This window comes from Nonomuraea fuscirosea (assembly GCF_003001935.1).
GTDB classification, from domain to species: Bacteria; Actinomycetota; Actinomycetes; order Streptosporangiales; family Streptosporangiaceae; genus Nonomuraea; species Nonomuraea fuscirosea.
Genome location: NZ_PVNG01000018.1, coordinates 77,039 through 101,061, shown reverse-complemented (window position 1 = coordinate 101,061; position 24,023 = coordinate 77,039). Strand labels below are relative to the sequence as shown.

The window sequence follows — 24,023 nt, the reverse complement described above, 5'->3', positions numbered from 1 at the left end:
ACCCGCAACAACCGAAACCCGGTCCAGTCGGTCACCCGCACCCCGAACCCGCGCACCCCGAACCCGGCAACCCGAGCCGCTCACCCGTAGCCCCGCACATAGGTCCCGGCGACCCGACACCCCTCACCCAAAACCCAGCGACCCACAGCCGCGCACCCGGAGTCCGTCGCATGGACCTGGCAGCTCGCACCCCCGTACCCGCAACAACCGAAGGCCCGGATCCGGTCACCCGATTTCCGTCACATCAATCCGGCGGGCCGGATCCGCACACCCCGAACCTGGCAAGCCCAAGCCGGTCAGCCGTAGCCCTCACATGGGTCCGGCGACCCGAGCCCCTAACCCTGCGACCCGCAGCCGCGCGTCCGGACTCCGTCGCATGGACCGTCCGCACCCACACACCCGGAACCACCCAAGGTCCGGATCCGGTCGGTCACCTGCACCCACCTCACCCGAAACCCAACGACCCGCAACCGCCTGCCCGAATTCCGTCGCATGGACCCGGCGGCTCGCACCCACGCACTCGGAACCGACGGACACGAATCCGGTCAGCCGAATTCCGTCACATCGATCCGGCGGCCCGGATCCGCTCACCCGAAACCGGCCGCGCGGACCAGCCGCCCTTGTCCGATCACTCGGAACTAGGTCGGCCGTCACGCGGGGCCGGTCACCAGGATCCAGTCACGTGACTCTGATGGTCACTTGCCAGGAGTGAGCACGTCGAGCCCCACGTACGGGCGCAGCGCCTCGGGAACCACCACGGAGCCGTCGGCCTGCTGGTGGTTCTCCAGGATGGCCACGATCCAGCGGGTGGTGGCCAGGGTGCCGTTGAGTGTGGCCAGGTGCTGGGGCTTGCCGTCCTTGTCGCGATAGCGGACGGCCAGCCTGCGCGCCTGGAACTCGGTGCAGTTGGAGGTCGAGGTCAGCTCGCGGTAGCGGCCCTGGGTCGGGATCCACGCCTCGCAGTCGAACTTCCGGGCCGCCGACATGCCGAGATCGCCCGCGGCGGTGTCGATGATCCGGTACGGCACCTCGATCTTGGCCAGCATCTCCTTCTCCCAGTCGAGCAGGCGCTTGTGCTCTGCCTGGGCGTCCTCAGGACGCACATAGGAGAACATCTCGACCTTGTCGAACTGGTGGACGCGGATGATCCCCCGGGTGTCCTTGCCGTACGAGCCGGCCTCGCGCCGGAAGCACGACGACCAGCCCGCGTACCGCAGCGGCAACTCGTCGGCGGCGAGGATCTCCTGGGCGTGGTAGCCGGCCATCGACACCTCCGACGTGCCGACCAGGTAGAGGTCGTCGTCGGGGAGCCGGTAGATCTCCTTGTCGTGGGCGACGTGGAAGCCGGTGCCCTGCATGGTCTCCGGCTTGACGAGCACCGGAGTGATCATCGGGATGAACCCGGCCTCGATCGCCTGCTGCATGGCCATGTTGAGCAGGCCGAGCTGCAGCCGCGCGCCGACGCCCTTGAGGAAGAAGAACCGCGAGCCCGACACCTTGGCGCCGCGCTCCATGTCGATCGCGCCGAGCGCCTCGCCCAGCTCCAGATGGTCCTTCGGCTCGAAGTCGAACGTCCGGGGCTCGCCGTAGGTCTCGAGCACCACGTAGTCGTCCTCGCCGCCCTCCGGTGCCCCCTCCTCGACGATGTTGGGCACCGTCTGGAGCACGCCGTCCAGCTCGGCGGCCAGCTTCTCCGCCTCGGACTCGGCGCCCTTCACCTGACCCGCGAGGTCCTTGGCCCGCTGGAGCAGCGCGGCCTTCTCCTCGCCCTGCGCCTTGGAGACCGACTTGCCCATACTCTTCTGCTCGGCGCGCAGAGACTCGAACGAGGTCAGCGCGGATCGGCGGCGCTCGTCGAGGTCGAGCAGCGTGTCGACGATCGAGTCGTCCTCACCGCGGGCACGCTGCGACGCCCGTAGCCGGTCGGGGTCCTCACGAAGGGTACGCAGGTCAATCACAAACAAAGGCTACCGGCGTACGGAGGCGTTCCGCCCCTGCTTTCCCACCCACGCCACCGAACACTCATCCGACCCCGGCCCTGAACCCGAATGCCTCCTCCCCGGGTCAGGACCAGCTCCGGTCGGCAAGTGGTCCTCGAACGATGACTCGGACCCGCTTTCGAGGGCCGGTTGGTTCGGGCTTGCTCGCTGGAACGGGCCTGAGCCCGGGGAGGCGTCCTGGTGGGCGGGTCGGGCTGGCGGTCGGGAGTGGTCCCAGATCGGCGGGTCGGGCTAGCAATGGGCAGTGGTCCCAGGTCGGCGAGTCGGACCTTGTTCGGCGGGACGGCGTCCACGTCGCTGAGGCGGCCCCGAGCCCGGGGAGTCGTTCCTGGTAGGCGCGCCGGACCTGGTTCGGTGAAACAGATCGACGTCGCTGGGCCAGCCCTGAGCTGGGAAGGCGCTTCGTCAGGCGGGGCGGGCCAGGGTGAAAGTCGTCCGATTGATCGGGCTCAGGTGGTGAAGCCCCTCCGATTGGCGAATCGGACTCGGGGCAAGGAGTCATCCCGCTCGATGGGTTGGACTCGATCTGGACAGCCATCCCGCTCGATGAGTTGAGCTCAGGCCCGACAGCCATCCGCCCGATGGGTGGAGCTCAGGCCGGACAGCCATCCGCCCGATGAATCGGACTCAAGCCGGACACTCACCCCGCTCGATGAGCTGAGCTCAGGCCTGACAGCCATCCGCCCGATGGGTGGGGCTCAGGCTGGAGAGTCATCCCGCTCGATGGGTAGGGCTCAGGCCGGACCACCATCCCGTTGGCCGGTGGACTCGAAGGTGGAAGCATGCCTGGTGAGCCACCGATCTGGAGCCGCCTCCGGTCCGAAGACCAAGCGTCCCCCGGGCCCCGCTCAGACCTTGCCTGCTCGAACCCTGGCCAGCCAGTCGCCGGCCTCCGTGAACTCGGAGTCGGAGGTGCCGGGCTTGATCTGGGGTGCGAGGCCGTCAGCGCGCGGGTAACTGCCGAGGAAGCGCACCTCGCCGCAGATCCGGTGCAGCCCGGCGATGGCCTCCCCGACGCGGGCGTCGGCGACGTGACCCTCGAAGTCGAAGTGGAAGAAGTAACGCCCGATGCCGCCCCCGGTCGGCCGCGACTCGATGCGGGTCAGGTTGACCCCGCGCACGGAGAACTCGGTCAGCATCTCCAGCAGGGCGCCGGGGTGGTCGTCGGCGAGGAAGACGACCAGCGACGTGCGGTCGGAGCCGGTCGGCTCGGGCAGTGCGCCAGGGCGGGCGACCCGGACGAACCTGGTCACGGTGTCGGATCTGTCGCCGATTTCGGTGGCCAGCTGCACCAGCCCGTAGTGCTCGCCGGCGATGCGGGCGGCGATGGCGGCGTCGTACGGCGAGCCGGGCAGTGAGACCTCCTGCGCGGCGGCGGCGGTCGAGGGCGCGGCCACCACGACGGCGTCGGGCAGCTCGCGCGCGAGGAAGGCACGGGTCTGGGTGATGGCCGCGGGATGCGTGTAGACCCGCTTGATGTGCGGAATCTCGGTGCCCGGGGGCGCCAGCAGCGAGAACTGCACCGGCAGCAGCAACTCGGCGGTGATCAGCAACGGCTCGCCCCAGGCGAACTCGTCGAGCGTCGTGGTGATCGCGCCCTCGATCGAGTTTTCCAGCGGCACCACCGCGCCGTCGGCGTCACCCGCGCGGGCGGCGTTGAGCGCCGCGCTCACGGTGGCGCAGGGCAGCCGCTCGGCGGTGGGGTCGAGCAACCGCAGGGCCTCTTCGGTGAAGGTCCCTTCCGGCCCGAGGTAGGCGAGTCTGGGCATGCGTCCAGGGTATCCGCAGGCGGACAGCACCTGTGGCCGTTTCTTCCCACGGCGTATCCGCAGGTCAGATGCCCCGGACAGGCGGACAGCAGCTCTCGGGAGGAGGTCGGTCAGCACGACCGACCTCCTCCAGGCGACGACCTACGCGGGCGGTCAACACCTCTCGGAGGCAGGTCGGTCAACACGACCCACCTGCTCCAGGCGGTGACCTGCCCGGGCGGTCAACGCGACCGACACCTCCGAGCGGCACCTGCGCCGGCGGTCAACAGCTCCCAGAAGCAGGTCGGTCAGCACGATCGACCTCTCCAGGCGACGGCCGACGCGGGCGGTCGACAGCTCTCGGAAGGAAGTCGGTCAGCGTGACCGACACCTCCAGGCGGCAGCCGCGCCGGCGGTCAGTAGGTCTCGGAGGGGCGGGGTGTGACGAAGGGGCCCAGGCCGAGACGGGCGGCCCGTACCGCGTCCTCCTCCTCCGGAGACAGCGGCTGCTGCCCCCGCCCGCCGACCACAGGCCGTACGTACGTGCGCGTCTCGCTGCGCCCGTTGATGGACGTCAGCACGATCCCGTCGCCCAGCCCGTTGATCATCGCCACCGAGAACGACAGTCGCCCGGTCATCTCGGACAGCGCGTCGTACCGGCACACGGCGACGTCCCGGATGGCCTTGAGATCGCTCAGACCCTCACCGCTCTGCCGGGCGAGCAGCCGCCGGCACTCCTCCATCGTGGCTCTGGCCTGCCGCAACGCCAGAAAGCCGATCGACACGCCGCTGACCCCGGCGACAACGCCCACGATCACCCAAGTGGTAACGAGCACGGCACAGAGGGTAATGGCTGAGTCAAGCCGACTCCCGGCGTTTCGGCAGCCAGGACACCAACAACCACACCAGGGCCAGTGCTCCGAGGCCGAACCCGTTCTGCACGATCTTGCCCAGCACCAGGCTGACGCCCGGAATGTCGGCCGCCTTGAGCGAGACCCCCCACCACGGGACCGGCACCACGTAGTACAGCCACACCCCCGCGGCGACGCGCAGCCTGACCGGGTCGCGGCCGTCGCCCACGATCGCGGCCAGCACCACGACCACCCAGGCCAGGTGGTGGATCCACGCGACCGGCGACAGCAGCACGGCCATCAGCCCCACGAGCGCGACCGCGGTGAGCGGATCACCCGTCCGGTACGCCTCCCGCGCCCCCCTGAACCCGTACCATCCGACGGCGGCCACGACCACCACCCAGATCACGGAGGTGAGCAGGTCGGGCCAGTACAGCCGGATCAGCATGCCCCTGATCGACTGGTTGGTGGTGGCCGCGTTCGCGCCGAGACGTTCGGGATCGAGCAGCGCCGAGAACCAGAAGTCGGCCGCGTCCTGCGGAATCACCGCGAACGGCAGCAGCGTGAGCACCGCCGCCGCGAACGACGCCATGAAGAACGTCCGCCACTGCCTGGTGATCAGCAGATAGATCAGGAAGACGCCGGGAGTCAGCTTGACCGCCGTGGCCAGCCCGATCAGGAACCCGCGCGGCCACCACGGCCGCCTGGCCACGCAGTCGGCCACGCACAGGGCGACCAGCAGGATGTCCACCTGCCCGAACCGCACCTGGTCGCGGATCGGCATCAGGTACGCGCACGCCACCATGATCAGCCCGAACACCCATGGCGCGTACTTCCGCAGCCGGGGCCCCTCCAGCACCTGCCGGAACGAGAACCCGACCGTCACGGCCAGCGCCACGTAGACCCCGACCGTCCACACCCACTGCGCCGTGGCCCACGACATGCCGGCCAGCGCCACAGCCATCATGGCCGCTATCGGTGGATAGGTGAACGGCAGTAACTGCGGGGCTGGCGTGACGTAGTCGTACACCGGCCGTCCTTCGAGCAGCATCTGCCCGCCGGTACGGTAAACGTCCAGGTCGACCAGTCGTTGGTCGTCGGGATTGGTGAGCCACGCGTGCACCAGCGGCGCCACGGCCGCCGCGACGGCGAGCGCCACGATCACCCACGCCCACCACTGCCGCTGCGTCACCCGCACCTCGCCACTTGTCACGGTGTGGCACGTTACCGTGGCTGTTGTTGATCGAGGGGCACACATGGGGAGTCCGTACATGCCGAACGCCACGCCGCACCCGCTCCAGGGCCGGCACGGAGCGCGCCACCACCCCAGCCCCCGCCTGCCCTCCCCCTTCCTCGGTCGCCACCTCACCCGCTCCCTCACCACCGCCCTGCTCGCCCTCGCCCTCACCCCCCTCCTGGCCGCCCCCGCCACAGCCACCCCGTCCTCCGACGCCGGCACCCACGCGGCCAACCCAAGCGAAACCGGCCCCTTCGCCACCTCGGCGACCTTCACCACCCCTAGGACCTTCACCGCCCCCGGGACCTTCGCCGCCTCCGGTGCCTTCGGGGCCTCCGCTCCCTCGGTCGCCTCCTCCACCTCCCTCTCCAGTTCCACCCTCGCCCGCGCCGCCATCCCCGCCGCCCTCTCGGCGTCCGGCTCCTCCGCCTCCTCCATCACCTCCACCGCCATCTCGGCCGCCGACCCCTTGGCCCCCGCCGGTTCCTTCGCCTCCGCTGCCTCGGTCGCCTCCCCCCATCTCCCCGCCGCCGACGCTTCCGCTTTCGGCCGTGGTACGGCGCAGGCCGCGATGGCCGGGCGGGTGGTCATCGTCGGCGTGCCGGGGTTGGAGTGGAGCGACCTGGACGAGGCCAGGACCCCCAACCTGTGGCGCCTGGTCGCCCAAGGCGCTTCGGCCTCCCTCTCGACGCGTGCCGTACCGCCGCCCGACCGTGGCATCACCTGCCCCACCGCCGGCTGGCTGACCGTCTCGGCAGGTCAGCGAGCAGGTACGGCGGGCAAGGGCTGCCCGGAGCCGCCGCAGCCCGAGCCCACCCCGCAGGGCGGTGCCACGGTTCCCGGCTGGAGTGCCCTGGCCGCGCACCAGGCGGAGACCGGTTACAACGCTCAGCTGGGCACGCTGGGGCAACTCGTGACGGACAGCGGTGGCAAGGTCGCCGCCGTCGGCCCGGGTGCCGCGCTGGCCGCAGCCGACAAGTCAGGAAATATCGCTAAATACGCCCCCACTCCGGCTGCCCTCGGCGACCCCACTCCGTACCACCTGATCGTCCTGGAAGCCGCCGACCTCGCGGACGCCTGGGCGGAGCAGCCGCTCGACGAGTACGGAGTCCCCGCCTCACTCACCCCCGCCGCTCGCCAGGAGGCGACGAAACGAGCGGACCAGCAGATCGGCGCCCTGCTCGGACGGCTCCCCACCGACACCACGGTCCTGGTGGCCGGCGTCTCCGACGTGACCCCGAACGCCCACCTCCACGTCGCCATCGCCACCGGCCCCTCGCCGGACGGCCCGCCGTACCGGCACGGCTTCCTCACCGCCACCTCCACCCGCCAGGACGGCCTCGTCGCCATCACCGACCTGACCGCCACAGCCATCGACGTCCTGGGCCTGCCCGCCCAGCGCGCGGTGGTCGGCCGCCCTTGGCGCCCTGGCGGCGCCGCTCCTGCCACGCCGTCCGGCACGGTGGCCGAACTCGCCGACGAAGACCTCGCCAGCCAGGTCCTGCGTGAGGTACGCGGCCCGTTCTTCGCCGTCTTCGTCACGATCCAGCTCCTCTTCTACGCCTTCGCCGCCCTGGCCCTCCGCCGCCGCCGCACAACCGGCCGCACTGCGGCCGAACCGGGTGATCGTGCTACGTACGGCTCCAGCGTTCCGCCGGCGAACGAGGCGGACGTTCGCGTTGCGGATGACTCGGACGCCCGCACCAGCCGAACCGAGGGTGACACGGCCCCCGCCGCTCGCACAGCAGGAGACACGGACAGCACCGCCGCTCGGGCAGCGGGAGACACGGACAGCCCTGTTGTTCGGGCAGGGAGCGACACGAACAGCGCCGCCGCTCGGGCAGGGAGTGACGCAGACAGCACCGCTGCCCGGGCAGAGAGCGACATAGCCGCTTCTGCGAGCGACCCCGGAGGAGGTGGACGGCCGCAGGCGAGCACGTCCAAGCTGCTCGTCTCCGTGCAGATCGTCGCGGTCGTCAGCGGCGCCATCGCCGTCTCCACCTTCCTGGCCCAGCTGGTGCCCTGGTGGAGCCTGCCCGTGCCGATGGTGTCGGTGATCGTGACGATCCTGGCCATCGCCGGTCTCATCACCGCCGCCGCCTTCGCCGGTCCGTGGCGGGCGGACGTGCTCGGCCCGCTCACCGTCGTCTCCGCGGTCACGTCGGTCGCTCTCCTTCTCGATGTCATGACGGGCTCGAAACTGCAGGTCAACGCGGTGTCCGGTTATGAGCCGGTGACCGGCGGCCGCTTCTACGGGTTCAGCAACATCGCCTTCGCCATCTACACCACGGGCACCGTTCTGGGGCTGGCGGGGGTGGCTCAGTGGCTGCTGCGCCGGGGACTGCCCAGGGTCGTGGTGGTGGTCCTGTGCGGTCTGTACGGGGGGTTCGCGGTGTTCGCGGACGGATGGCCCTCCTGGGGTGCGGACTTCGGTGGTGTGCCGGCGTTCGTGATCGGTCTGGCGGTCTTCCTGATCCTGCTGTCGGGCAAGCGCGTCTCTTTGCTCCGGCTCCTGCTCGTGGGCCTGGCCGGGGTGGCGCTGGTGGGCGCCCTCTCCGTGTTCGACTGGTTGCGCCCGGACTCGGAACGCACCCATCTGGGCACCTTCGTCCAGCAGATCATCGACGGGGAGGCGTGGACCGTCGTCGGCCGCAAGTTCGGCGCCATGATCGGCGTAACCGTGGGGAACTGGTCATTGACGCTCCTCTCGCTGGTCGCGCTGGCCTTCCTGTTCCTGGTGCTGGCCCGTCCTTCGCGCTGGGGCGCCTCGGCCCTCGGCCAGGCCTACCGCCTGGCGCCGACGCTCAGGGCGGGCCTTTTCGGCGCGCTGACGTGCGCCTTCGTCGGCTTCCTGATGAACGACTCGGGCATCGCCATCCCCGCTATGGCCTTGACCGTGGCCGTTCCGCTAACGCTGGCGGCGTGCGTTCGCGCCCTGCAGCTCTCCAAGCCCACACCAGCAGCGCCACGGTCAGAGCGAGCAGAGCCCAGGCGAGCTGACGCCTGACCACCTCCCTGAGCCACAGCAGGTCGGCGGGCGGCCCGTCCACCCGCGCGGGCAGGTAGGCCAGCGACAGGACCAGCAGGTGCGCCACCACGAACCCGTCGAGCGCCGAGGCCCCGACGAGCGCCAGCAGTCCGAAGGCCAGCCCGTCGTACCAGGGCAGGATGTACGGCGTCGCGAACAGGTAGGCCACCATCAGCCCGGCCGCCACCACCGGCGCCTCCAGCCCTCCACCGGGCGAAGGGTAAGACCTCTGCGTGAGGGGGTCCGTGCGGCTGGGGCCGGTGAAGGCGCGGGCGTGGCGGCGGAGCAGGGTCCAGGCGATGAGGGTGAGCAGGAGGAGCGAGCCGATCTGGATCTCTCCCCGGTAGGCGCTGCCCAGGCCCACGATCGACTGCAACCAGCCCTGGACGAGCTTCCAGAACGAGACGTGCGAGATGGACTTGCTCGTCCGGGTCATCGGCTCGAACGCGTCCGGCCCGACGATCGCGTACCCCACGGCCACCACCGCGACCGCGCAGCCCGCCATGAGCGCCAGCCGGGCGGGACGTCGCCGCAGCTCCCAGGCCGGGCCCAGCGCCACGAGGCCCGCGTTGACCTTGATCGCCACCCCTAGGCCGAGCAGCACACCTGAGCCGACCGGCCGGCTTCTGGCCAGGAGGGCGGCGACCATGCAGGCGATGGCGAGGGTGTCGACGTGCATGCCCGCCACCAGTTGGTAGAGCAGCAGCGGGTTGGCCGTCCACAGCAGGGCGCCGCGCAGGCGTCTGGCCGGGTCGTCCTTGGTGCAGCGGTCGATGAGCAGGGCGGTCGCGATGAAGGCGGCGGCGTTGAACAGAGCCAGGATGAAGATCGTCAGCCGGAGCGAGTCGCCGCCGATCCAGCTCGCCACCGCCTGCAGGGCGGTGGCCACCGGGCCGTAGACGCTGGGCTCCTCGCGCCATGGGTTCTCCACGGCGTCGGCGATCGGGTCGCCGGGCAGGTCGGCCGCGCCGTGGGTGTAGGGGCTGAGGCCCAGCGTGACCATGCGGCCGTACGCGGCATAGTTGAGGTGGTCGCCGGAGCCGGAGGGGGGCAGGAAGGCCAGGATCGCGGCGGCCGTGCAGCCGATGAGCACCAGTGCCCGCGCCCCATCGGAGAACAGCCCTCCCTGCGGTCGTCCTTCCGTGGGGGGTCGGGAGCGGGCTTTCCCTTGTGGTCGGGCACGGAGGATTGGTGGGTGGTTAGGGGCTCTTGTCGCGTACAGGGCGGTGAGGAGGCCGAGGCCGCCGAGGATGAGGGCGGCGGTGGTGAGGATGACCACCAGGTGGGGGTCAGAGGCCAGGGCGAGCGAGTACGGCGGGTGCCAGGCCGGCCCTGGCAGGGCGGGAACCATCGGTGACGGGCCCAGAAGGCCGATGATGATCGTCAGCAGGATCGAGACGCCGATCGCCGCCATGGCCGGCCCGGCGAGCCGGCCTCTGACCCTTTCCTGCCACGTCTCCGAAGTCACCGGGAAATTCCAGCACACTCCCGGAACGGTGACGGCCAGACCCGGCCCGCCTGTGGATAACGGGCTTGCCTGTGGATGACTACGAGCGGGCGCCACGCCGCCCAGCGCCCGGCGTAGGCGGCAAGTTAGCCGACGGCGCACTTTCAAACACTTTGAAGTGAGCCGTCGTCCCGCGAGCGCTGGATAGCGTCACGTCTCTGATCAACACAGGTCCTGAACAACCACAGGTCCTGAACAACGGCACTCGTGGGAGCGACGACATGAAGAGGTTCCCGGTTTACGCCGGCGCGTTGGTGCTGGCGCTCGCGGGCCCGATGGTCACGGCCGCGGTCACGGCTTCCGCCCAGGCGGCCACGGTCCAGGAGCGGCCCCGTACCACGTGGCTGAACCCGGGGCAGCGGCTGCAGGCGGGTGACTCCGTGCGCTCGTCGAACGGCGAGTACGTCCTGCAGCAGCAGAAGGACGGCAACCTCGTCCTCTACCGCGGCACCAAGCCGCTGTGGAACAGCCAGACCGGCGACAGCCCCGGCGCGTTCGCCGCCATGCAGGAGGACGGCAACCTGGTCGTCTACCGGGGCAGGACCGCGCTGTGGGCCTCCAACACCGGTGACACGCCCGGCGCCCGCCTGGCCGTGCAGGACGACGGCAACCTGGTCATCTACGACGGCAAGTCGCCCGTGTGGACCCGCCAGTCCACGATCAGCGTGCTCAAGCCCGGCTTCAGCCTCAAGGCCAACCAGTACGTACGTTCCCAGAACGGCGACTACCAGTTCGTCATGCAGGAGGACGGCAACCTGGTGCTGTACAAGGCGGGCAAGCCCCTGTGGGACACGAAGACGGGCGGCAACCCGGGCGCGTCCGCGCAGATGCAGAAGGACGGCAACCTGGTCGTCTACCTGGGCACCAGGCCGCTGTGGAACTCCGAGACCGGCAAGAACCCGGGCGCCAGGCTGGAGGTCCAGAACGACGGCAACGTGGTGATCTACGACGGCAGGACGCCGCTGTGGTCCACGAAGACGGGCCGCTGACAGCACGTGAGATGACGTGAGACCGCCTCCCCGACGCGTTCCCCGCGTCGAGGACGGCGGTCTCGCCCGTGCGACCGGGTCCGGATCACGGCCGATGACGCCGCCGCTATCGGTCAGGACGAAGCCGTACGAAGTGCACGGGCTACTCGCCAACGAGGCCGTACGAAGTGGACGGGCTACTCGGAGAAGAGGCCGTACGAAGTGGACGGGCTACTCGGAGAAGAGGCCGTACGAAGTGGACGGGCTACTCGCCGACGAGGCCGTCCACCGACTCCCGGATGAGGTCGGCGTGGCCGTTGTGGCGGGCGTACTCCTCGATCATGTGCACGACGAGCCACCGCAGACTGGGCGCCGTCCCGTCCGATCGGATCTGCTGGGCGAGCTGGCCCATGCCGCCGCCGCCCGCCAACGCCTCCTCCACCGCCGCCCGTGAGCGGGACACCGAGTCGTCCCAGAGCGCGTAGATCTCCTCGGGGGAATCGTCGGCGGCCGAGTGCCAGTCCCAGTCGACGTCGGCCTTCCAGTCGACCGTGCCCCACAGCGCCTGCCCCTCGCGGGCGTGCAGCGTCCGGGAGAACCAGTAGTCCTCCACGTACGCCAGATGCTTGAGCATCCCGCCCAGCGTCATCGCCGACGCCCCGACGGTCGCCTTCAGGGCGCCCGCGTCCAGGCCGCCGCACTTCCACGCGAAGGTCGCACGCTGGAATTCCAGGAAGCCCAGCAGGGTCCCGGTCTCGTCGGCGGCGATGGGAGGTTCGGGACGGCCCTGCTCGTCCAGGTCTGTCATGGCCGGTGAGTCTAGATCACCGGACCCGGGACGCGACAGGGTCAGCGTTTGGGGCGCAGCAGCTTGTCGAAGTTGTGGGCGACCAGATGCTCGCGAGCGGCCAGCGCCCGCGCCACGTCCCGCAACTGCCTGGCCCGGTGGAGCTGGGCCCGCCAGTCGGTGCCCGTCGCCCGGTGGGCCATCTCCACCTCGACCTCGGCGATCCGGTATCCCCTGCGCAGCAGGTCGATCGTCAGCGCCGTCTCGACGCCGAACCCGTGTGCCAGCGGCCTGGCCGCCTCGAAGGCCGCCCTGGTGAGGCAGCGCTGCCCGTTGAGCGGCTGGGCGGCGTCGAAGCCGGTGGCCCGGCGGATGCCCTCCTTCGACAGGCGTACGACTAAGCCGTGGCCTCCGAGCTTCACCCTCGTGCTGAACACCGCGATGGTCATGTCGGCGGTGCCCTCGCGTACGGGGGCGATGAGCGGGGCCGCGGCCTGGGCGGTCTCGCCCAGGTCGGCGTCGAGGAAGAGGAGGTGGCGAGGCTCGGCGTCCTCGTCGAGGAGGCGTACGGCCTCCGCTCCGGTCTCCATCGCCGCCGCCTTGCCCCTGTTGCGGCTGTGCCGCACCACCCGGGCTCCGGCCGCGCGCGCCACCCGTCCGGTCTGGTCGGACGAGCCGTCGTCGACGACCACGACGAGATCGACGCCCGGCAGGGCCGCGGCGGCCTTGACCGTCGAGGCGATCCGGTCGGCCTCGTTGACGGCCGGGATGACGACGGCGGTGTCGCCGCTCACGCGCCCTCACCTCCCCTGCGGGAAACCGCGGAACGGCCGCGCTCCGCATCCGCCGATCGCGGAACCGTGGAACGGCAGCTCTCCACGCCTCCCGATCGCGAGATCGCGGAACGGCCGCGGCCCGCGCCCGCCGATCCGGTCATGATCCCTCGGCGATGAGGAATTCCTGCGGCACCTCATCATGCACGGTGAACACCGAGTCGAGCCCGGTGACCTGCAGAATCTTGCGTACGGCAGGGCGCGGCGCGGCGACTTCGAGCGACCCGCCCTGTTCTTTCATGCGTTTGAGTGCCGACAGCAGCACGTTCATCCCCGTGGAGTCGCAGAAATCCACGGCGGACATGTCGATGACCACCCGGCTGGGCCCGTCCTGCAGCAGCCGAGTGAACTCGGACTGCAGGTGGGGCGCCGTATAGAGGTCGATTTCTCCGGTGATGGCGACGAGCGCGCACCCGGCATGTGATCGAGTCGAGACCTTGAGCTCCACATGGGCAGGCTAGCGGGGCGATGGCTTCCGGTCACGTTGTCACGCCGATAGGGGAACCACAGGTTTTTGTCCTCCGTTTGGGCTCCATGAAAACGGAGAGTACGCGAAGCTTGACAGCGTGACACCGGAAGCGGCACATCTTCGCGGCGAGGGAGGGGCTGGGGCGCGACCGACGGGCCCCGCATCGATGAACGCAGAGAAACCCGAAGATCCTCAGCGTCAGGGGCTCCGTGAACGTCTGGAGGCCATCCTCATCAACACAGAGAAGGCGACGCCATGGCATGACGAAGCCGACCGCCTGCGCGGCCTGGTGAACCACGAGGGCTACGTGCCGATCCGCACCCGGCTCGGGATCGAGGACCTGGAGTTCCTCGGCGGGGCCCGCACCGAGCTGCTCAGGTTCTCCGAGCTCGGGCTCAGGCTGCTCGACCTGCACCAGCCGCGTGACGCGGGCGGGATCACGAGTGACACCGCGCACCCGATCCTGCGCTGCCGGAGCTGCATGTGGCGCTGGCCGTGCCCGACGTTTCGCGCCATGTCGGAGTCGTTCGGCGCCACCCGCGACCTGCCGGAGAACGCCTGACCGGCGGTGACGACCGCCGCGCGCGCACGGCCGGCACGACGACGAGCGCGCCTGAACGACGGACACGCGGCCGGTACGACCGCGGGAGCGCGTCCGGCCGGTGGTCAGCCGCCGATCTGGGGCAGGCGGATCTCGAACCGGCACCCCGGCCCGTCGTTGACCACGCCGATCATCCCGTCGTGCGCCTCCACGATCCCCTGCGCGATGGCGAGCCCCAGCCCGGCCCCGCCATCGGCGGTAGGCGTACGCGCGGCCTCCCCACGGAAAGCCACCTCGAACACCCGGGGCAGGTCCTCCTCGGGGATCCCCCCGCAGCAGTCGGTGACCGACAGGCAGGCCATCCCCTCGTCGTCCACGCCGGCCCTGAGCACCACACCGCGGTCGGACGGCGTGTGCCTGATGGCGTTGACCACCAGGTTGCCCAGCGCCCGCCCCAGGGCCCCCGCGTCGGCGTCCACGGGCACGGCCGCCGACGCCTCGGCGGTGAGGAGCACCCCCTTGGCCCTGGCGAGCGGCTCGGCGCCGGCCAGGGTGTCGGCGACCAGGTCGGCGAGCCCGATCTTGGCCCGCGAGAGCCGCAGGGCCCCCGCGTGGATCCTGGACAGCTCGAACAGGTCGTCCACCATCCCCGACAGCCGCTCGACCTCCAGCTTGATCTGGCCGTGGTAGCGGGCGACCGTCTCGGGGTCGGACACCACGCCGTCCTCCAGCGCCTCGGCCATGGCCCGCATCCCGGCCAGCGGCGTACGCAGGTCGTGGCTCACCCACGCCACCAGCTCCCGCCTGGCCTCCTCCAGGGCCCGCTCCCGCGCGTACGCCTCCTCCAGGGTGTTGGCGATCGTCTGCAGCTCGGCCGGCAGCCCCTGGGGCGCCACGAACGGCAGGTCGCGTACGGCGGCCATCAGCCTCTTGCTCTCCCCGACCACCCGCTTGGCCAGCACGAACGCCACCCCCAATCCCACGAGTCCCCCGACGGCGACGACGCTGAGCACGAAGTCCTTGATCTCCCCCTCGATGATCATCTTCTGGATGATCGCCACGACGCCGGCCAGCGTGGCCGCCACCGCGACCACCACGACCACGGCCAGCATCACCCCGATCGACCGGGTGCGCAGCCGCCACATCACCCAGACGCCGGCCAGCGCGATCAGCAGCCCGAACCCGGCCGTGACCGCCACCACCATCGGCAACTCCCCGGCCGCCACAGCCGGGGCAGCCGCCGCACGCAGGCCCGCCCCGATCGCCACGACCGGGGCAGCCGCCGCGAACGCGCCCGCACCGACCATCAGGAGCCCTCCAACGGCTCGTACCGGTACCCGACCCCCCACACCGTGACGATCCTGCGCGGCTCGGTCGGATCGGGCTCGATCTTCTCCCGCAGCCGCCGCACATGGACGGTCACGGTCGAGGAGTCGCCGAACGACCAGCCCCACACCTGGTTGAGCAGCGCCGACCGGCTGAAGGCCTGCCGGGGGTTGCGCATGAGGTAGGCCAGCAGGTCGAACTCCCTGGCCGTCAGCATCACCTCGCCGCCCCGCAGCCGCGCCTCGTGGGCGCCCACGTCCACGACCAGGTCCCCGTCACGCAGCACCCCGGTGCCGCCGGTGACGGAGGCCCCGCGGGCCCGCCGCAGCACCGACTGCACCCGAAGCGCCAGCTCGCGCGGGCTGAACGGCTTGGTCACGTAGTCGTCGGCCCCGGTCTCCAGCCCGACCACCCGGTCGATCTCCTCGCCCAGCGCGGTCAGCATGATCACCGGCACCGGCCAGCGTTCCCTGAGCTTCCTGCACACCTGCAAGCCGTCGATCTTGGGCAGCATCAGGTCGAGCACCATGAGGTCCGGCGGGTTCGCCAGCGCCCTGCGCAGCGCCTCCGCGCCGTCGCCGACACACTCGACCTCGTGCCCGTCGCGCTCCAGATAGCGCGCCACGACCTCGGAGACCGTGGGATCGTCGTCCACCACCAGGATGCGCGTGTTCACCACTTCACCGTACGGCCACAACCCCAGGAGGCGGCGTTCACGTCATTGGTTCGTAAGCCTCGCAGATCATCCGCCGAGGACGTACGGTTGCCTCATGGGTAAAGTCGTCATGCTCGTCGTCGGGACCTTGCTGGGTCTCTTCGTCCTGTTCAACTTCCTCCTGCCGATGCTGGTAGGCCTGGTCAAGCTGGCCCTGATCGTCGGCGTGATCGCCCTCGTCGCCTTCATCGCGGTCACCGTCGTGAGCAAGTCCTCCCGCTCACACTGATGCAGTTCCTGTTCGATCCGTGGCTGGTCGGGATCACCATGGTGGCGATCCTGCTACTGGCCACGTGGGCGGCCACGCTGCTGCCCGTCCTCGGCGGAGAGTCACCGGGCTTCCCGCTGTCCTACGCGCGCCGCACCGCCTTCCAGCGGCAGCGCGATCCTGACGCGGCCGGTCGCCCGCGTCCACGAGCTCCTTAGGCGTGCCCCGCTTCCCGTCAAGCGGGGCTCCCTCATACGGGTGAGCCCTCAGTTCACGAGACACCCCACGAGGAAACAGGGCTCATGATCGATTCTCTCGTCACGTTCGTCATCGGCATGTCCGGCGGCAGTGCCGCGCTCGGCATCGTGCTGTTCACCCTGGCCGTACGGCTGCTCCTGCTCCCGCTGAACGTGCGCCAGGCCCGCACGATGAAGATCCGCGAACGGCTCGCGCCCAAGCAGAAGGAGCTGCGCAAGCGCTGGAGCCGCAATCCCGAGCGCCTGGCCAAGGAGCTCAACGCCCTCTACGCGAAGGAGGGCAGCTCGCCGTTCGCCGGGATTCTGCCGATGCTGGCGCAGCTGCCGTTCATGTGGCTGATGTTCCGGGTGGCCACGCATCCGACCGCGCTGGCCGGTCACACGTTGCTGGGGGCTCCGCTGGGTCAGCAGGTGGCGGGCATTGTGGCCAATTACGGTCTGGTCAGCGTGCCATTTACGGTCTTTGTACTGGTCATCGTGCTGGTCGCGGCGGTGGCGTGGTGGTCTTCCCGGCTGATCGCGGCGAACGCCGGCCGGCAGGAGGAGATCGCGGGCGTGCGGCCCGAGCTGATGTCGAAGATCACGCGGCTGATGCCGTACGGCTCCGTGCTGGCCGCGCTGGTGCTCCCCCTGGCCGCCGGGCTCTATCTGCTCGTCTCGACGGCGTGGGCCACCGGGGAGCGCGCGGTGCTCGCTAGCCGGCCTCTCTGAGTGCCGCCACCTGCCCGTTCACCGTCTGGCTCGGGGCGGGCAGGATGGCCCAGACCGTCGTCGTGTCACCGTCGTGCCTGACCCCCCAGCTCTCCGCCACGTATTCCACGATGCCGAGCCCCCGGCCCCCGAGCGATGACAGTGTCGGGCGGCCCGCGCGCGGCTCGGTCGCCGCACCTCCGTCACTCACCGCCACCTCTACGTGATCGTCGCTTCGCAGCCACGCCACTCTCACCATGCCGGACGGCAGCGGGTGCGCGTGGCGCAGCGCGTTGCTCAGCAACTCGCTCACCACGAGCACCGCGTCGTCGATCGCGGCGGTGAAGACCCCACTGTCCTGCAGATCTGTGCTCAGACGCTGGCGGGCGACGGCGACGCTGGACGGCGCGTACGGTAGCAGCACCACGCTCGACACACCCACCTCCCCGTTACCTGTGCCCCCCGCGGGAACACTCCCCGGTACGACCGAAATGCCCCGTTACTCGATCCCAGAAACCGCATTGCGATCACAGCTTGTACTCATTGGACGATAGATCAGCTCAACCGTGACCACCTCGTTACCGCATCGGTGTGTCGGATCCGATAGGGGAAGCGCATCGCAGCACGAGTCGCATCCTGGTGCCCCCTTCCGGTCGCGGATGAGCGCTCACATCTCCTCCCTGTGCTCGGGCGAGGCTGCGGACGATGTAGAGACCGAGCCCCACTCCACCAAACCGTCTCCGGTCGCCGCTGTCCACCTGGACGAAGCGCTCAAAGATCCGCTCCCGGTCAGGCGGGGCGATACCGACGCCCTCGTCGTCCACGACGACCACCACGTTGTCGTCGTCGTCCGGCCAGGCGGCGACGCTGATGAGCCCGCCCTTCGGCGAGTACTTGAAGGCGTTCTCCAGCAACTGGCCGAGGATGATGTCCGTGGCCAGCGGATCGCCGAAGACGGGCGGCAGCCCCTCGGCGATGTCCACCTCCACCCGGTGCTTGTCCGACAGCGCCGGCAGGCCCAGCGTGGCCGCGTCGATCCGCTCGGCCAGATCCACCTTCTCGATCCGCACCTTGAGCTCGTCGGCCCCCGCCCTGGCCCCCAGCAGCAGGTGGTCCATGAGCTCACCTAACGACCTGGAGCGCTCGGCGATCGTGTGCACGGCGGCCCGGCGCTCGGGGTCGGCCATCTTGTCCCAGCGCGCGTCCAGCGTGCTGGCGAAGCCCCGCACGATCGTGATCGGCGTCCGCAGCTCGTGGCTGGTCGTGGCCAGGAACAGGTCCTTGGCCTCCTCCAGCTCCTTGGCCGAGGTGACGTCGCGGAAGTCGACGACCACCTCGCCCGTCTCCTCGATCTGCGCGCTCACCACGTCCAGCCACCTGCCGTTCTCCATCTGGAAGGTGACCTTCTCGCCGGGCTTGGGCATGGGGAACGGCGGCGGCGCGCCGATGACGGACTCGGGGGCCAGCGCGGTCAGCCCGGCCGCCGCGGGGTTCCAGCGCACCACCAGGCCGTCCTGGTCGAGCACGGCGATGCCGTCGGCGCTGGCGTCGAAGACGGCCCGCTCGTGCGCCCGCTGGCGTACCGCCTCCTGATAGGCCACCGCGTTGCCGACGGCGATGCCCGCGTGCCCAGCCAGCAGCTCCAGCAGCTCCAGCTCCAGGTGGCCGGGGTTGCGCCGGGCGAAGAGCGCGTACAGCGCGCCGTACGGCCGCCCGCCCACGGCGGCCAGGCCCAGCGCGATCGTGTGCAGGCCGCGCAACCGGGCCCACACCAGGTCGCCGAGCCCGTCGGACTCCAGCATCACGGTCTTGCCGGTGCGTAAGAGCTGATCCACCAGGCTCGTGCGCAGGTCGGTGGTGGTGCCCCTGATCGAGTCGGGCAGCTGGTACGTGCTCACCAGCCGCAGCCGGTCACCCTCGATGAGCACGAACCCGCCGGCGTCCGCCCCGGTCAGCTCGGTGAGGTTGGCCGAGATCCGGTCGAGCACGGCCGACAGCTCCAGCTCGGAGTTGATGTCGCCGACCACGTCGGTGAGCCGGCGCACGAGCCTGGCCCGGCGCGCCATCCGGTTCCTGGCCAGCTCGTCGGCCCGCGCCGGGTGGTAGACGCACACGTAGCCGCCCACGGCGCTGCCCAGCCGCAGCGCGCTGATGTCGACCCGCAGGTCGAGCAGGGCGCCGTCGCTGTGCAGCCGCTTGGTGCGCAGCGACACCGGCTCCCCGGTGCGGACGCGCTCCAGGACGGCGTTGTGCTCGGCGGTCAGCTCGCCGGGCACGATCGGCGCCCTGCGCCCCAGCACCTCCTCGGCCGCCCAGCCGAACACGCGCTCGGCGGCGGCGTTCCAGACCAGGACGCTCTGGTCCCGATCGAGCGCCACGACGGCGTTGGGCGAGCTGTCCAGCGCCGCGCGAGCGATCTCATCGTCACTACCGGCCCATTCGTCCCCCACTACTCCATAGTGCACGTGGCGCGGTGGGTGCGTCGGGCGATCCGTCCGATACGCTGCGGTCACGGTGATTCCGGCGGGTGGAGGTTGAGGGTATGTCGAGCAACGATCTCGATGCCCTGCTGCGTGTGACCTCTAGCACCTATCGAGGTGATACGCCGCCCGACATCGCTTTCGGCACCTATGACGGGGCTGTGGGCCGGTTGGTGCTGGCCGTGACGGGCAAGGGCGTCGCGGCGTGCAGCTTCGAGGCGGAGAACGACGTCTTCGAGCTGGTCAGCAGGCATGTGGGCAGCTTCATCGGGCCCGACGCGCGACGGCTCGACCCGGTCCGCAGAGAGCTGGACGCCTACTTCTCAGGCCGGCTGCGCGCGTTCACCCTGCCGGTGGACCTGGCGCTGGCGACGTCGTTCGCGCGCACGGTGCTGCAGAAGACGATGGCCGTCCCCTACGGCACGACCACGACGCTGGAGGAGATCGGCCAGAGCATCGGCCGGCCACGCGCGCTGCGGGCGATCGGCAACGCGCTGTCCTCCAACCCCGTCTGCGTGATCGTGCCCTGCCACCGGGTGGTGCGCGAGGACGGCGCGCTCGGCGACTACGCCGGCGGGTCCGTCGCCAAGCAGCACCTGCTCAACGTCGAACAGCGGGCCGCCGCAGCGCCAGGCCGATGAGCAGCGTGACGAGCGCGGCCACCAAGGCCCCGCCGAGCGCGCCGTTCATCCAGGTCTGCCGGGTGAAGCCGATGGCCTCGCGCAGGCTCGTCCAGAGCCCGTCCCACGCCTCGACCGTCGGCGTCGAGGTGGTCAGCCAGTAGGCCGCGAAGCCGAGCGCCCACGGCACCAGCATCGACCAGCGTGAGGGCGCGTCCTGCGCGGTGTTCCAGCTCTCGCCGCGGCGCAGCACGAAGTAGTCCACGGCGAGGACGGCGAACATCGGCACGAACACCGCCCCGATCACGCCCAAGAACGCGCCGTAGGACGTGACGTCGACCAGCAGCGCGATCACCACGGTGAGCACGCCGATGAGGACGGAGAAGACACGCCGGTCCATCCGCGGCAGCAGGTTCTGCAGCGAGACGGTGGTCGAGTAGACGTTGGCGAAGGACTGGTCGGTCTCGCGCAGGACCAGGATGCCGAAGAACAGCGCGCCCAGCGGCATCGCCACGAACGGGCTGAACACCGAGGTCCCGTCGGCCTGGACCTGGGCGACGCCCGCCATCGCCACCGCGTAGACGCCCAGCCCGAGGCAGGCGACCTGGGCCAGGGTGTAGCCGCCGACCACCCCGGTGAAGGCCGCCCTGCTGGAGCGCGAGTGGCGGGCGAAGTCCGCGGCCATGGGCACCCAGGACACCGACAGCGCGATCACGTAGTCGACCGCGGCGGGGAAGGCCGTCCACGTCCCGCCGGTCTGCGGCGGCGCCTCACGCAGGAAGAACACGGTGAACCAGATCATCGCGATGATCACGCCGACGGTGACGTACCGGCGCAGCAGCCGGATCGAGCCGAGCGGCCAGATGCTCAGCGCGGTGGTCAGCACCCCGGCCACGATCACCCACACCTGGTACGGCACCGAGCCGAAGATCGCCGTGGCGCCCTTGGCGATCACCCACAGCTCGAAGGCGCCCCAGCCGAGCATCTGCACGATGTTCAGCACCGTCGGCACGTAGGAGATTCTGGCGCCGAACAGGCCGCGCAGCAGCACCATGGCCGGCTGCCCCGTACGCGTGCCGGGGATGGCGGACAGGCCGACCATGGCGGTGCCGATGAGGCTGCCCACCACCGTGGCCACGAGCGCGGCGCCCAGGGTGAGCGGGGCGTCGCCCAGTGGGTTGATCAGGAACAGGGCGCCGGAGAAGCCGAGGAGGCTCACTCCGAGATTCGCCCAGAGCGCACCCTGATCGAGCACGCCCAGGGTCTTCGGGGGCTCGCCTTCGAGGGTCAGCGGAACTTCTTCGACGCCGTGCGACATCGCACACTCCCTACGCCGGCATTATCCGGACAGGTTCCGGCGGTCGGCAGCGGAACGTGCTGCCCTCTCAGCCCGGCGACCCCGAGCTCCCGCGACAATGTGTAGTTTGCGCCCTCATCATGCCTCAATGGCGGCAGAACCGCCATAGTGGGCGACTTGCTGCCCTACCCCCGATTCAGGCGACGAACGGCTCCTGCCCCGTCTCGCTCACCATCGGCCGGCGGGCGAACTCCCACGACTGCATGCCGCCGCCGACGTTGATCGCCTCGCGCCCTAGCTGGTTGAGCCAGGCCGTGACCTGCATCGACCGGCCGCCCACGCGGCAGACGACGTAGACGGTCGTGTCGGCGGGAACCTCGTCGACCCGGCCCTGAATCTGGGTCATGGGGATGTGCACGGCCTGCGGCGCGTGCCCCGCCACCCATTCGTCCTGCTCACGGACGTCGAGCAGGTAGGCATCGGCGGGAACGGCGTTGGCCTCGATCTCGGGAACGGTCATGCCTCCATCATCTCGCGTCGCCGGTCGTAGGCGGCACGCGCCGCGGCGATCTCCTGCTGGTGCGCCTCGGTCCACGTGACCAGGGACTTGATGGTCTCGTGCAGGGTACGGCCGAGCGGCGTCAGCGCGTAGTCGACCCGGGGCGGGACCACGGGGTGGACCGTGCGGCTGACCAGGCCGTCGCGTTCGAGCTGGCGCAGGGTGACGCTGAGCATGCGCTGGCTGACGCCGTCGATCTCGCGGCGCAGCTGGGTGAAGCGCAGGCTCTCGCAGTCGAGCAGGGCGATCACCAGCAGCGACCACTTGTCCGCGATGCGATCGAGGATCTGCCGGACCTCGCAGTCCTCGCGGGTGTCCCACTGCCGAACGTCGTAGTCGTCCATGGTGCCTTCGCGGTAACCGAGTGATTCGAAAGTGCCGTCTTCCATCGTCTCCCATGGTGACTCATGATGTGACCGGTTACAAGAAATAACCGATATGCAGAGAAGTAACCGGGGGTCTGAGATGTCCGTGCCTGCCCGATCGTGGGGTGTGCTGATCGTTCTGTGCGGTGCCATCTTTCTCGAAGGCATCGACGTGGCCATGCTGAACATCGCCCTTCCGGCCATCAGGGCCGACCTCGGGCTGTCCACGGGCATGCTGAGCGGGGTCGTGAGCGCGTACGTGCTCGGTTACGGCGGTTTCATGCTGCTCGGCGGCCGGGCGGCCGACCTGCTGGGACGGCGGCGGATGTTCCTGCTCTGGCTGGTGGTGTTCCTGGTCTTCTCCGGGCTCGGCGGCTTCGCGGACGAGGGCTGGGTGCTGCTGCTGGCCAGGTTCGTCACGGGGGTGGCCGCCGCGTTCCTGACGCCCGCCGGGCTCTCGCTGATCACCACGACCTTTCCCGAGGGCAGGCTGCGCAACCAGGCCCTGCTCATCTACGCGGGCACGGCGGCGGGCGGCTTCGCGCTCGGGCTCGTGGCCGGCGGCCTGCTGACCGCGATCGGCTGGCGCTGGGTGTTCTTCGCGCCCGTGCTGATGTCGCTGCTCATCCTGATCGCCGCCGTCCCCCTGATCAGGGAGCCGGTCCGGGAGGACCGTCCGGCGGGCGGCTTCGACGTGATGGGCGCGGTGACGATCACGGGCGCGATGATGCTGCTGGCGTACGGCGTCGTACGTCTGGAGCACCCGGCCGACGGCTGGCCCCTCACGGTGGCGGCCTTCGCCGGCGGCCTGGCCCTGGTGGCGGCCTTCACCGCCGTCGAGCGCCGGTCGGCCAGCCCGCTCGTCCGGCTCGGCCTGCTGCGCTCGGCCACCCTGATCCGCGCCAACGTGATGGCCGTCATGCTCACGGCCTCGTTCTTCGGCTTCCAGTTCCTGGTCACGATCTACCTCCAGGAGCTGCGCGGGTGGTCGACCATCCAGACCGGCCTGGCCCTGCTGGCGGCGGCCGTCGACGTGGTGATCGCCCCGGTGCTCACCCCCTGGCTGGTCAACCGATTCGGCAGCGCCAGGGTGGTGCTCGGCGGCCTGCTGTCGGGCCTGCTGGCCTACGCGTTGTTCCTGGGCGTGGGGCTCGACTGGACCTACGCGGCCATGCTGCCCTCCATGCTGCTCATCGGCCTGATGTTCGCCTTCGTCTACGGCCCGGTGACCATCGTGGCCACGGACGGGGTGGCCGAGCACGAGCAGGGGCTGGCCGGCGGGCTGATCAACTCCTCGTTCCAGTTCGGGGCGGCGCTGGGCCTGTCGATGGTGACCGCGGTCAACGTGGCCGCCCTGGGCGGCGGCACGGACCCCGAGGCCGGGCTGGCCGCGATGCGCACGGCGCTGCTGGTGCCCGTCACGGCCACGCTGCTGGGCGCGCTGGTCGCCGTGAGCGCTCTGCGCCCCCGGACGAGAGACCGCGCCCTCAGCGCCGCCTGAGCCCGCGGGGGCCGGCTCCGCCACCCGGGCACGCGG

Annotated in this window: 22 protein-coding genes, 1 pseudogene and 1 riboswitch; of the genes and pseudogenes, 8 read left to right on the top strand and 15 right to left on the bottom strand. The window is 70.3% G+C overall.

The annotated features are described in order from the left end of the window. Positions 1–695 precede the first annotated feature (695 nt). From serS to B0I32_RS36085, 4 genes are all read right to left on the bottom strand, one after another. A complete protein-coding gene (gene serS, locus B0I32_RS36100) occupies positions 696–1,958 on the bottom strand; it encodes a serine--tRNA ligase (protein ID WP_106247426.1) in 1,263 nt (420 codons plus the stop codon). Between the two features lie 890 nt (positions 1,959–2,848). Then, a complete protein-coding gene (gene pheA, locus B0I32_RS36095; RefSeq protein ID WP_106247425.1) occupies positions 2,849–3,769 on the bottom strand; it encodes a prephenate dehydratase in 921 nt (306 codons plus the stop codon). A 395-nt stretch (positions 3,770–4,164) separates the two neighbouring features. Further along, positions 4,165–4,584 (bottom strand): DUF4446 family protein, encoded by a 420-nt coding sequence (locus B0I32_RS36090; RefSeq protein WP_245956233.1) that lies wholly within the window; start codon positions 4,582–4,584, stop codon positions 4,165–4,167. A gap of 22 nt (positions 4,585–4,606) precedes the next feature. Further along, complete coding sequence (locus tag B0I32_RS36085; RefSeq protein ID WP_245956232.1) at positions 4,607–5,812, bottom strand: glycosyltransferase 87 family protein; 1,206 nt, start codon at positions 5,810–5,812, stop codon at positions 4,607–4,609. A 58-nt stretch (positions 5,813–5,870) separates the two neighbouring features. Here B0I32_RS36085 and B0I32_RS60305 point away from each other — a divergent pair, with 58 nt between their 5' ends. Continuing rightward, on the top strand, positions 5,871–8,843 hold the full coding sequence (locus B0I32_RS60305) for a hypothetical protein (RefSeq protein ID WP_245956231.1): 2,973 nt from the start codon (positions 5,871–5,873) through the stop codon (positions 8,841–8,843). 304 nt (positions 8,844–9,147) lie between these two features. Here B0I32_RS60305 and mptB read toward each other — a convergent pair. Next, a pseudogene (gene mptB / locus B0I32_RS61105) lies at positions 9,148–10,215 on the bottom strand (polyprenol phosphomannose-dependent alpha 1,6 mannosyltransferase MptB); the annotation flags it as partial. A gap of 377 nt (positions 10,216–10,592) precedes the next feature. On the opposite strand from mptB, the gene B0I32_RS36070 reads away from it, so the two are divergent. Beyond that, on the top strand, positions 10,593–11,360 hold the full coding sequence (locus B0I32_RS36070; RefSeq protein WP_106247418.1) for a curculin domain-containing protein: 768 nt from the start codon (positions 10,593–10,595) through the stop codon (positions 11,358–11,360). A 244-nt stretch (positions 11,361–11,604) separates the two neighbouring features. Here the strand turns inward: B0I32_RS36070 and B0I32_RS36065 are convergent, their stop codons facing one another. The 3 genes from B0I32_RS36065 to B0I32_RS36055 form a co-directional block, all read right to left on the bottom strand. Next, positions 11,605–12,147, bottom strand: a complete 543-nt coding sequence (locus tag B0I32_RS36065; RefSeq protein WP_106247416.1) for a DinB family protein — start codon at positions 12,145–12,147, stop codon at positions 11,605–11,607. A 41-nt stretch (positions 12,148–12,188) separates the two neighbouring features. Then, positions 12,189–12,920 carry a glycosyltransferase family 2 protein gene (locus B0I32_RS36060; RefSeq protein WP_106247415.1) on the bottom strand — a complete coding sequence of 244 codons (732 nt, stop codon included), beginning with the start codon at positions 12,918–12,920 and terminating at the stop codon, positions 12,189–12,191. Positions 12,921–13,059: 139 nt separating this feature from the next. Next, on the bottom strand, positions 13,060–13,407 hold the full coding sequence (locus tag B0I32_RS36055; RefSeq protein ID WP_106247413.1) for an STAS domain-containing protein: 348 nt from the start codon (positions 13,405–13,407) through the stop codon (positions 13,060–13,062). Positions 13,408–13,594: 187 nt separating this feature from the next. Here B0I32_RS36055 and B0I32_RS36050 point away from each other — a divergent pair, with 187 nt between their 5' ends. Beyond that, positions 13,595–13,990: a hypothetical protein gene (locus tag B0I32_RS36050; RefSeq protein WP_106247412.1), complete on the top strand. Its 396-nt coding sequence runs from the start codon at positions 13,595–13,597 to the stop codon at positions 13,988–13,990. A gap of 104 nt (positions 13,991–14,094) precedes the next feature. Here B0I32_RS36050 and B0I32_RS36045 read toward each other — a convergent pair whose 3' ends face one another. Further along, positions 14,095–15,276, bottom strand: a complete 1,182-nt coding sequence (locus tag B0I32_RS36045; RefSeq protein WP_245956230.1) for a sensor histidine kinase — start codon at positions 15,274–15,276, stop codon at positions 14,095–14,097. Further along, positions 15,276–15,971, bottom strand: coding sequence for a response regulator transcription factor (locus B0I32_RS36040; protein ID WP_106247703.1), 696 nt, complete (start codon positions 15,969–15,971; stop codon positions 15,276–15,278). The genes B0I32_RS36045 and B0I32_RS36040 overlap by 1 nt, the downstream gene beginning before the upstream one ends. Before the next feature lie 94 nt (positions 15,972–16,065). On the opposite strand from B0I32_RS36040, the gene B0I32_RS58085 reads away from it, so the two are divergent. The 3 genes from B0I32_RS58085 (at position 16,066) to B0I32_RS36030 (ending at position 17,186) form a co-directional block, all read left to right on the top strand. Beyond that, positions 16,066–16,239: a hypothetical protein gene (locus B0I32_RS58085; RefSeq protein WP_181308202.1), complete on the top strand. Its 174-nt coding sequence runs from the start codon at positions 16,066–16,068 to the stop codon at positions 16,237–16,239. Beyond that, positions 16,239–16,436, top strand: coding sequence for a DUF6412 domain-containing protein (locus tag B0I32_RS36035; RefSeq protein ID WP_106247410.1), 198 nt, complete (start codon positions 16,239–16,241; stop codon positions 16,434–16,436). Before B0I32_RS58085 ends, B0I32_RS36035 begins: the two co-directional genes overlap by 1 nt. 84 nt (positions 16,437–16,520) lie before the next feature. Continuing rightward, positions 16,521–17,186 (top strand): YidC/Oxa1 family membrane protein insertase, encoded by a 666-nt coding sequence (locus B0I32_RS36030; protein WP_106247409.1) that lies wholly within the window; start codon positions 16,521–16,523, stop codon positions 17,184–17,186. On the opposite strand, the gene B0I32_RS36025 is transcribed toward B0I32_RS36030, so the two are convergent. Further along, complete coding sequence (locus tag B0I32_RS36025) at positions 17,170–17,592, bottom strand: ATP-binding protein (protein ID WP_245956229.1); 423 nt, start codon at positions 17,590–17,592, stop codon at positions 17,170–17,172. The two genes, B0I32_RS36030 and B0I32_RS36025, sit on opposite strands and share 17 nt — an antisense overlap. 151 nt (positions 17,593–17,743) lie before the next feature. Beyond that, positions 17,744–19,615, bottom strand: a complete 1,872-nt coding sequence (locus B0I32_RS36020) for a sensor histidine kinase (RefSeq protein WP_106247405.1) — start codon at positions 19,613–19,615, stop codon at positions 17,744–17,746. Positions 19,616–19,707: 92 nt separating this feature from the next. Here B0I32_RS36020 and B0I32_RS36015 point away from each other — a divergent pair, with 92 nt between their 5' ends. Continuing rightward, on the top strand, positions 19,708–20,286 hold the full coding sequence (locus B0I32_RS36015; RefSeq protein ID WP_106247402.1) for a methylated-DNA--[protein]-cysteine S-methyltransferase: 579 nt from the start codon (positions 19,708–19,710) through the stop codon (positions 20,284–20,286). On the opposite strand, the gene B0I32_RS36010 is transcribed toward B0I32_RS36015, so the two are convergent. The 3 genes from B0I32_RS36010 to B0I32_RS36000 form a co-directional block, all read right to left on the bottom strand. After that, positions 20,246–21,583, bottom strand: coding sequence for a purine-cytosine permease family protein (locus B0I32_RS36010; RefSeq protein ID WP_106247401.1), 1,338 nt, complete (start codon positions 21,581–21,583; stop codon positions 20,246–20,248). The genes B0I32_RS36015 and B0I32_RS36010 overlap by 41 nt on opposite strands. Next, positions 21,574–21,686: riboswitch (TPP riboswitch) on the bottom strand. (Overlaps the previous gene by 10 nt.) A gap of 72 nt (positions 21,687–21,758) precedes the next feature. Further along, positions 21,759–22,082, bottom strand: a complete 324-nt coding sequence (locus B0I32_RS36005; RefSeq protein ID WP_106247399.1) for a rhodanese-like domain-containing protein — start codon at positions 22,080–22,082, stop codon at positions 21,759–21,761. Continuing rightward, positions 22,079–22,510 (bottom strand): winged helix-turn-helix transcriptional regulator, encoded by a 432-nt coding sequence (locus B0I32_RS36000; RefSeq protein ID WP_106247398.1) that lies wholly within the window; start codon positions 22,508–22,510, stop codon positions 22,079–22,081. The genes B0I32_RS36005 and B0I32_RS36000 overlap by 4 nt, the downstream gene beginning before the upstream one ends. Before the next feature lie 103 nt (positions 22,511–22,613). On the opposite strand from B0I32_RS36000, the gene B0I32_RS35995 reads away from it, so the two are divergent. Further along, the gene (locus tag B0I32_RS35995; protein WP_245956228.1) at positions 22,614–23,987 is read left to right on the top strand and encodes an MFS transporter; all 1,374 of its coding nucleotides are present in this window, start codon (positions 22,614–22,616) and stop codon (positions 23,985–23,987) included. Positions 23,988–24,023 lie beyond the last annotated feature (36 nt).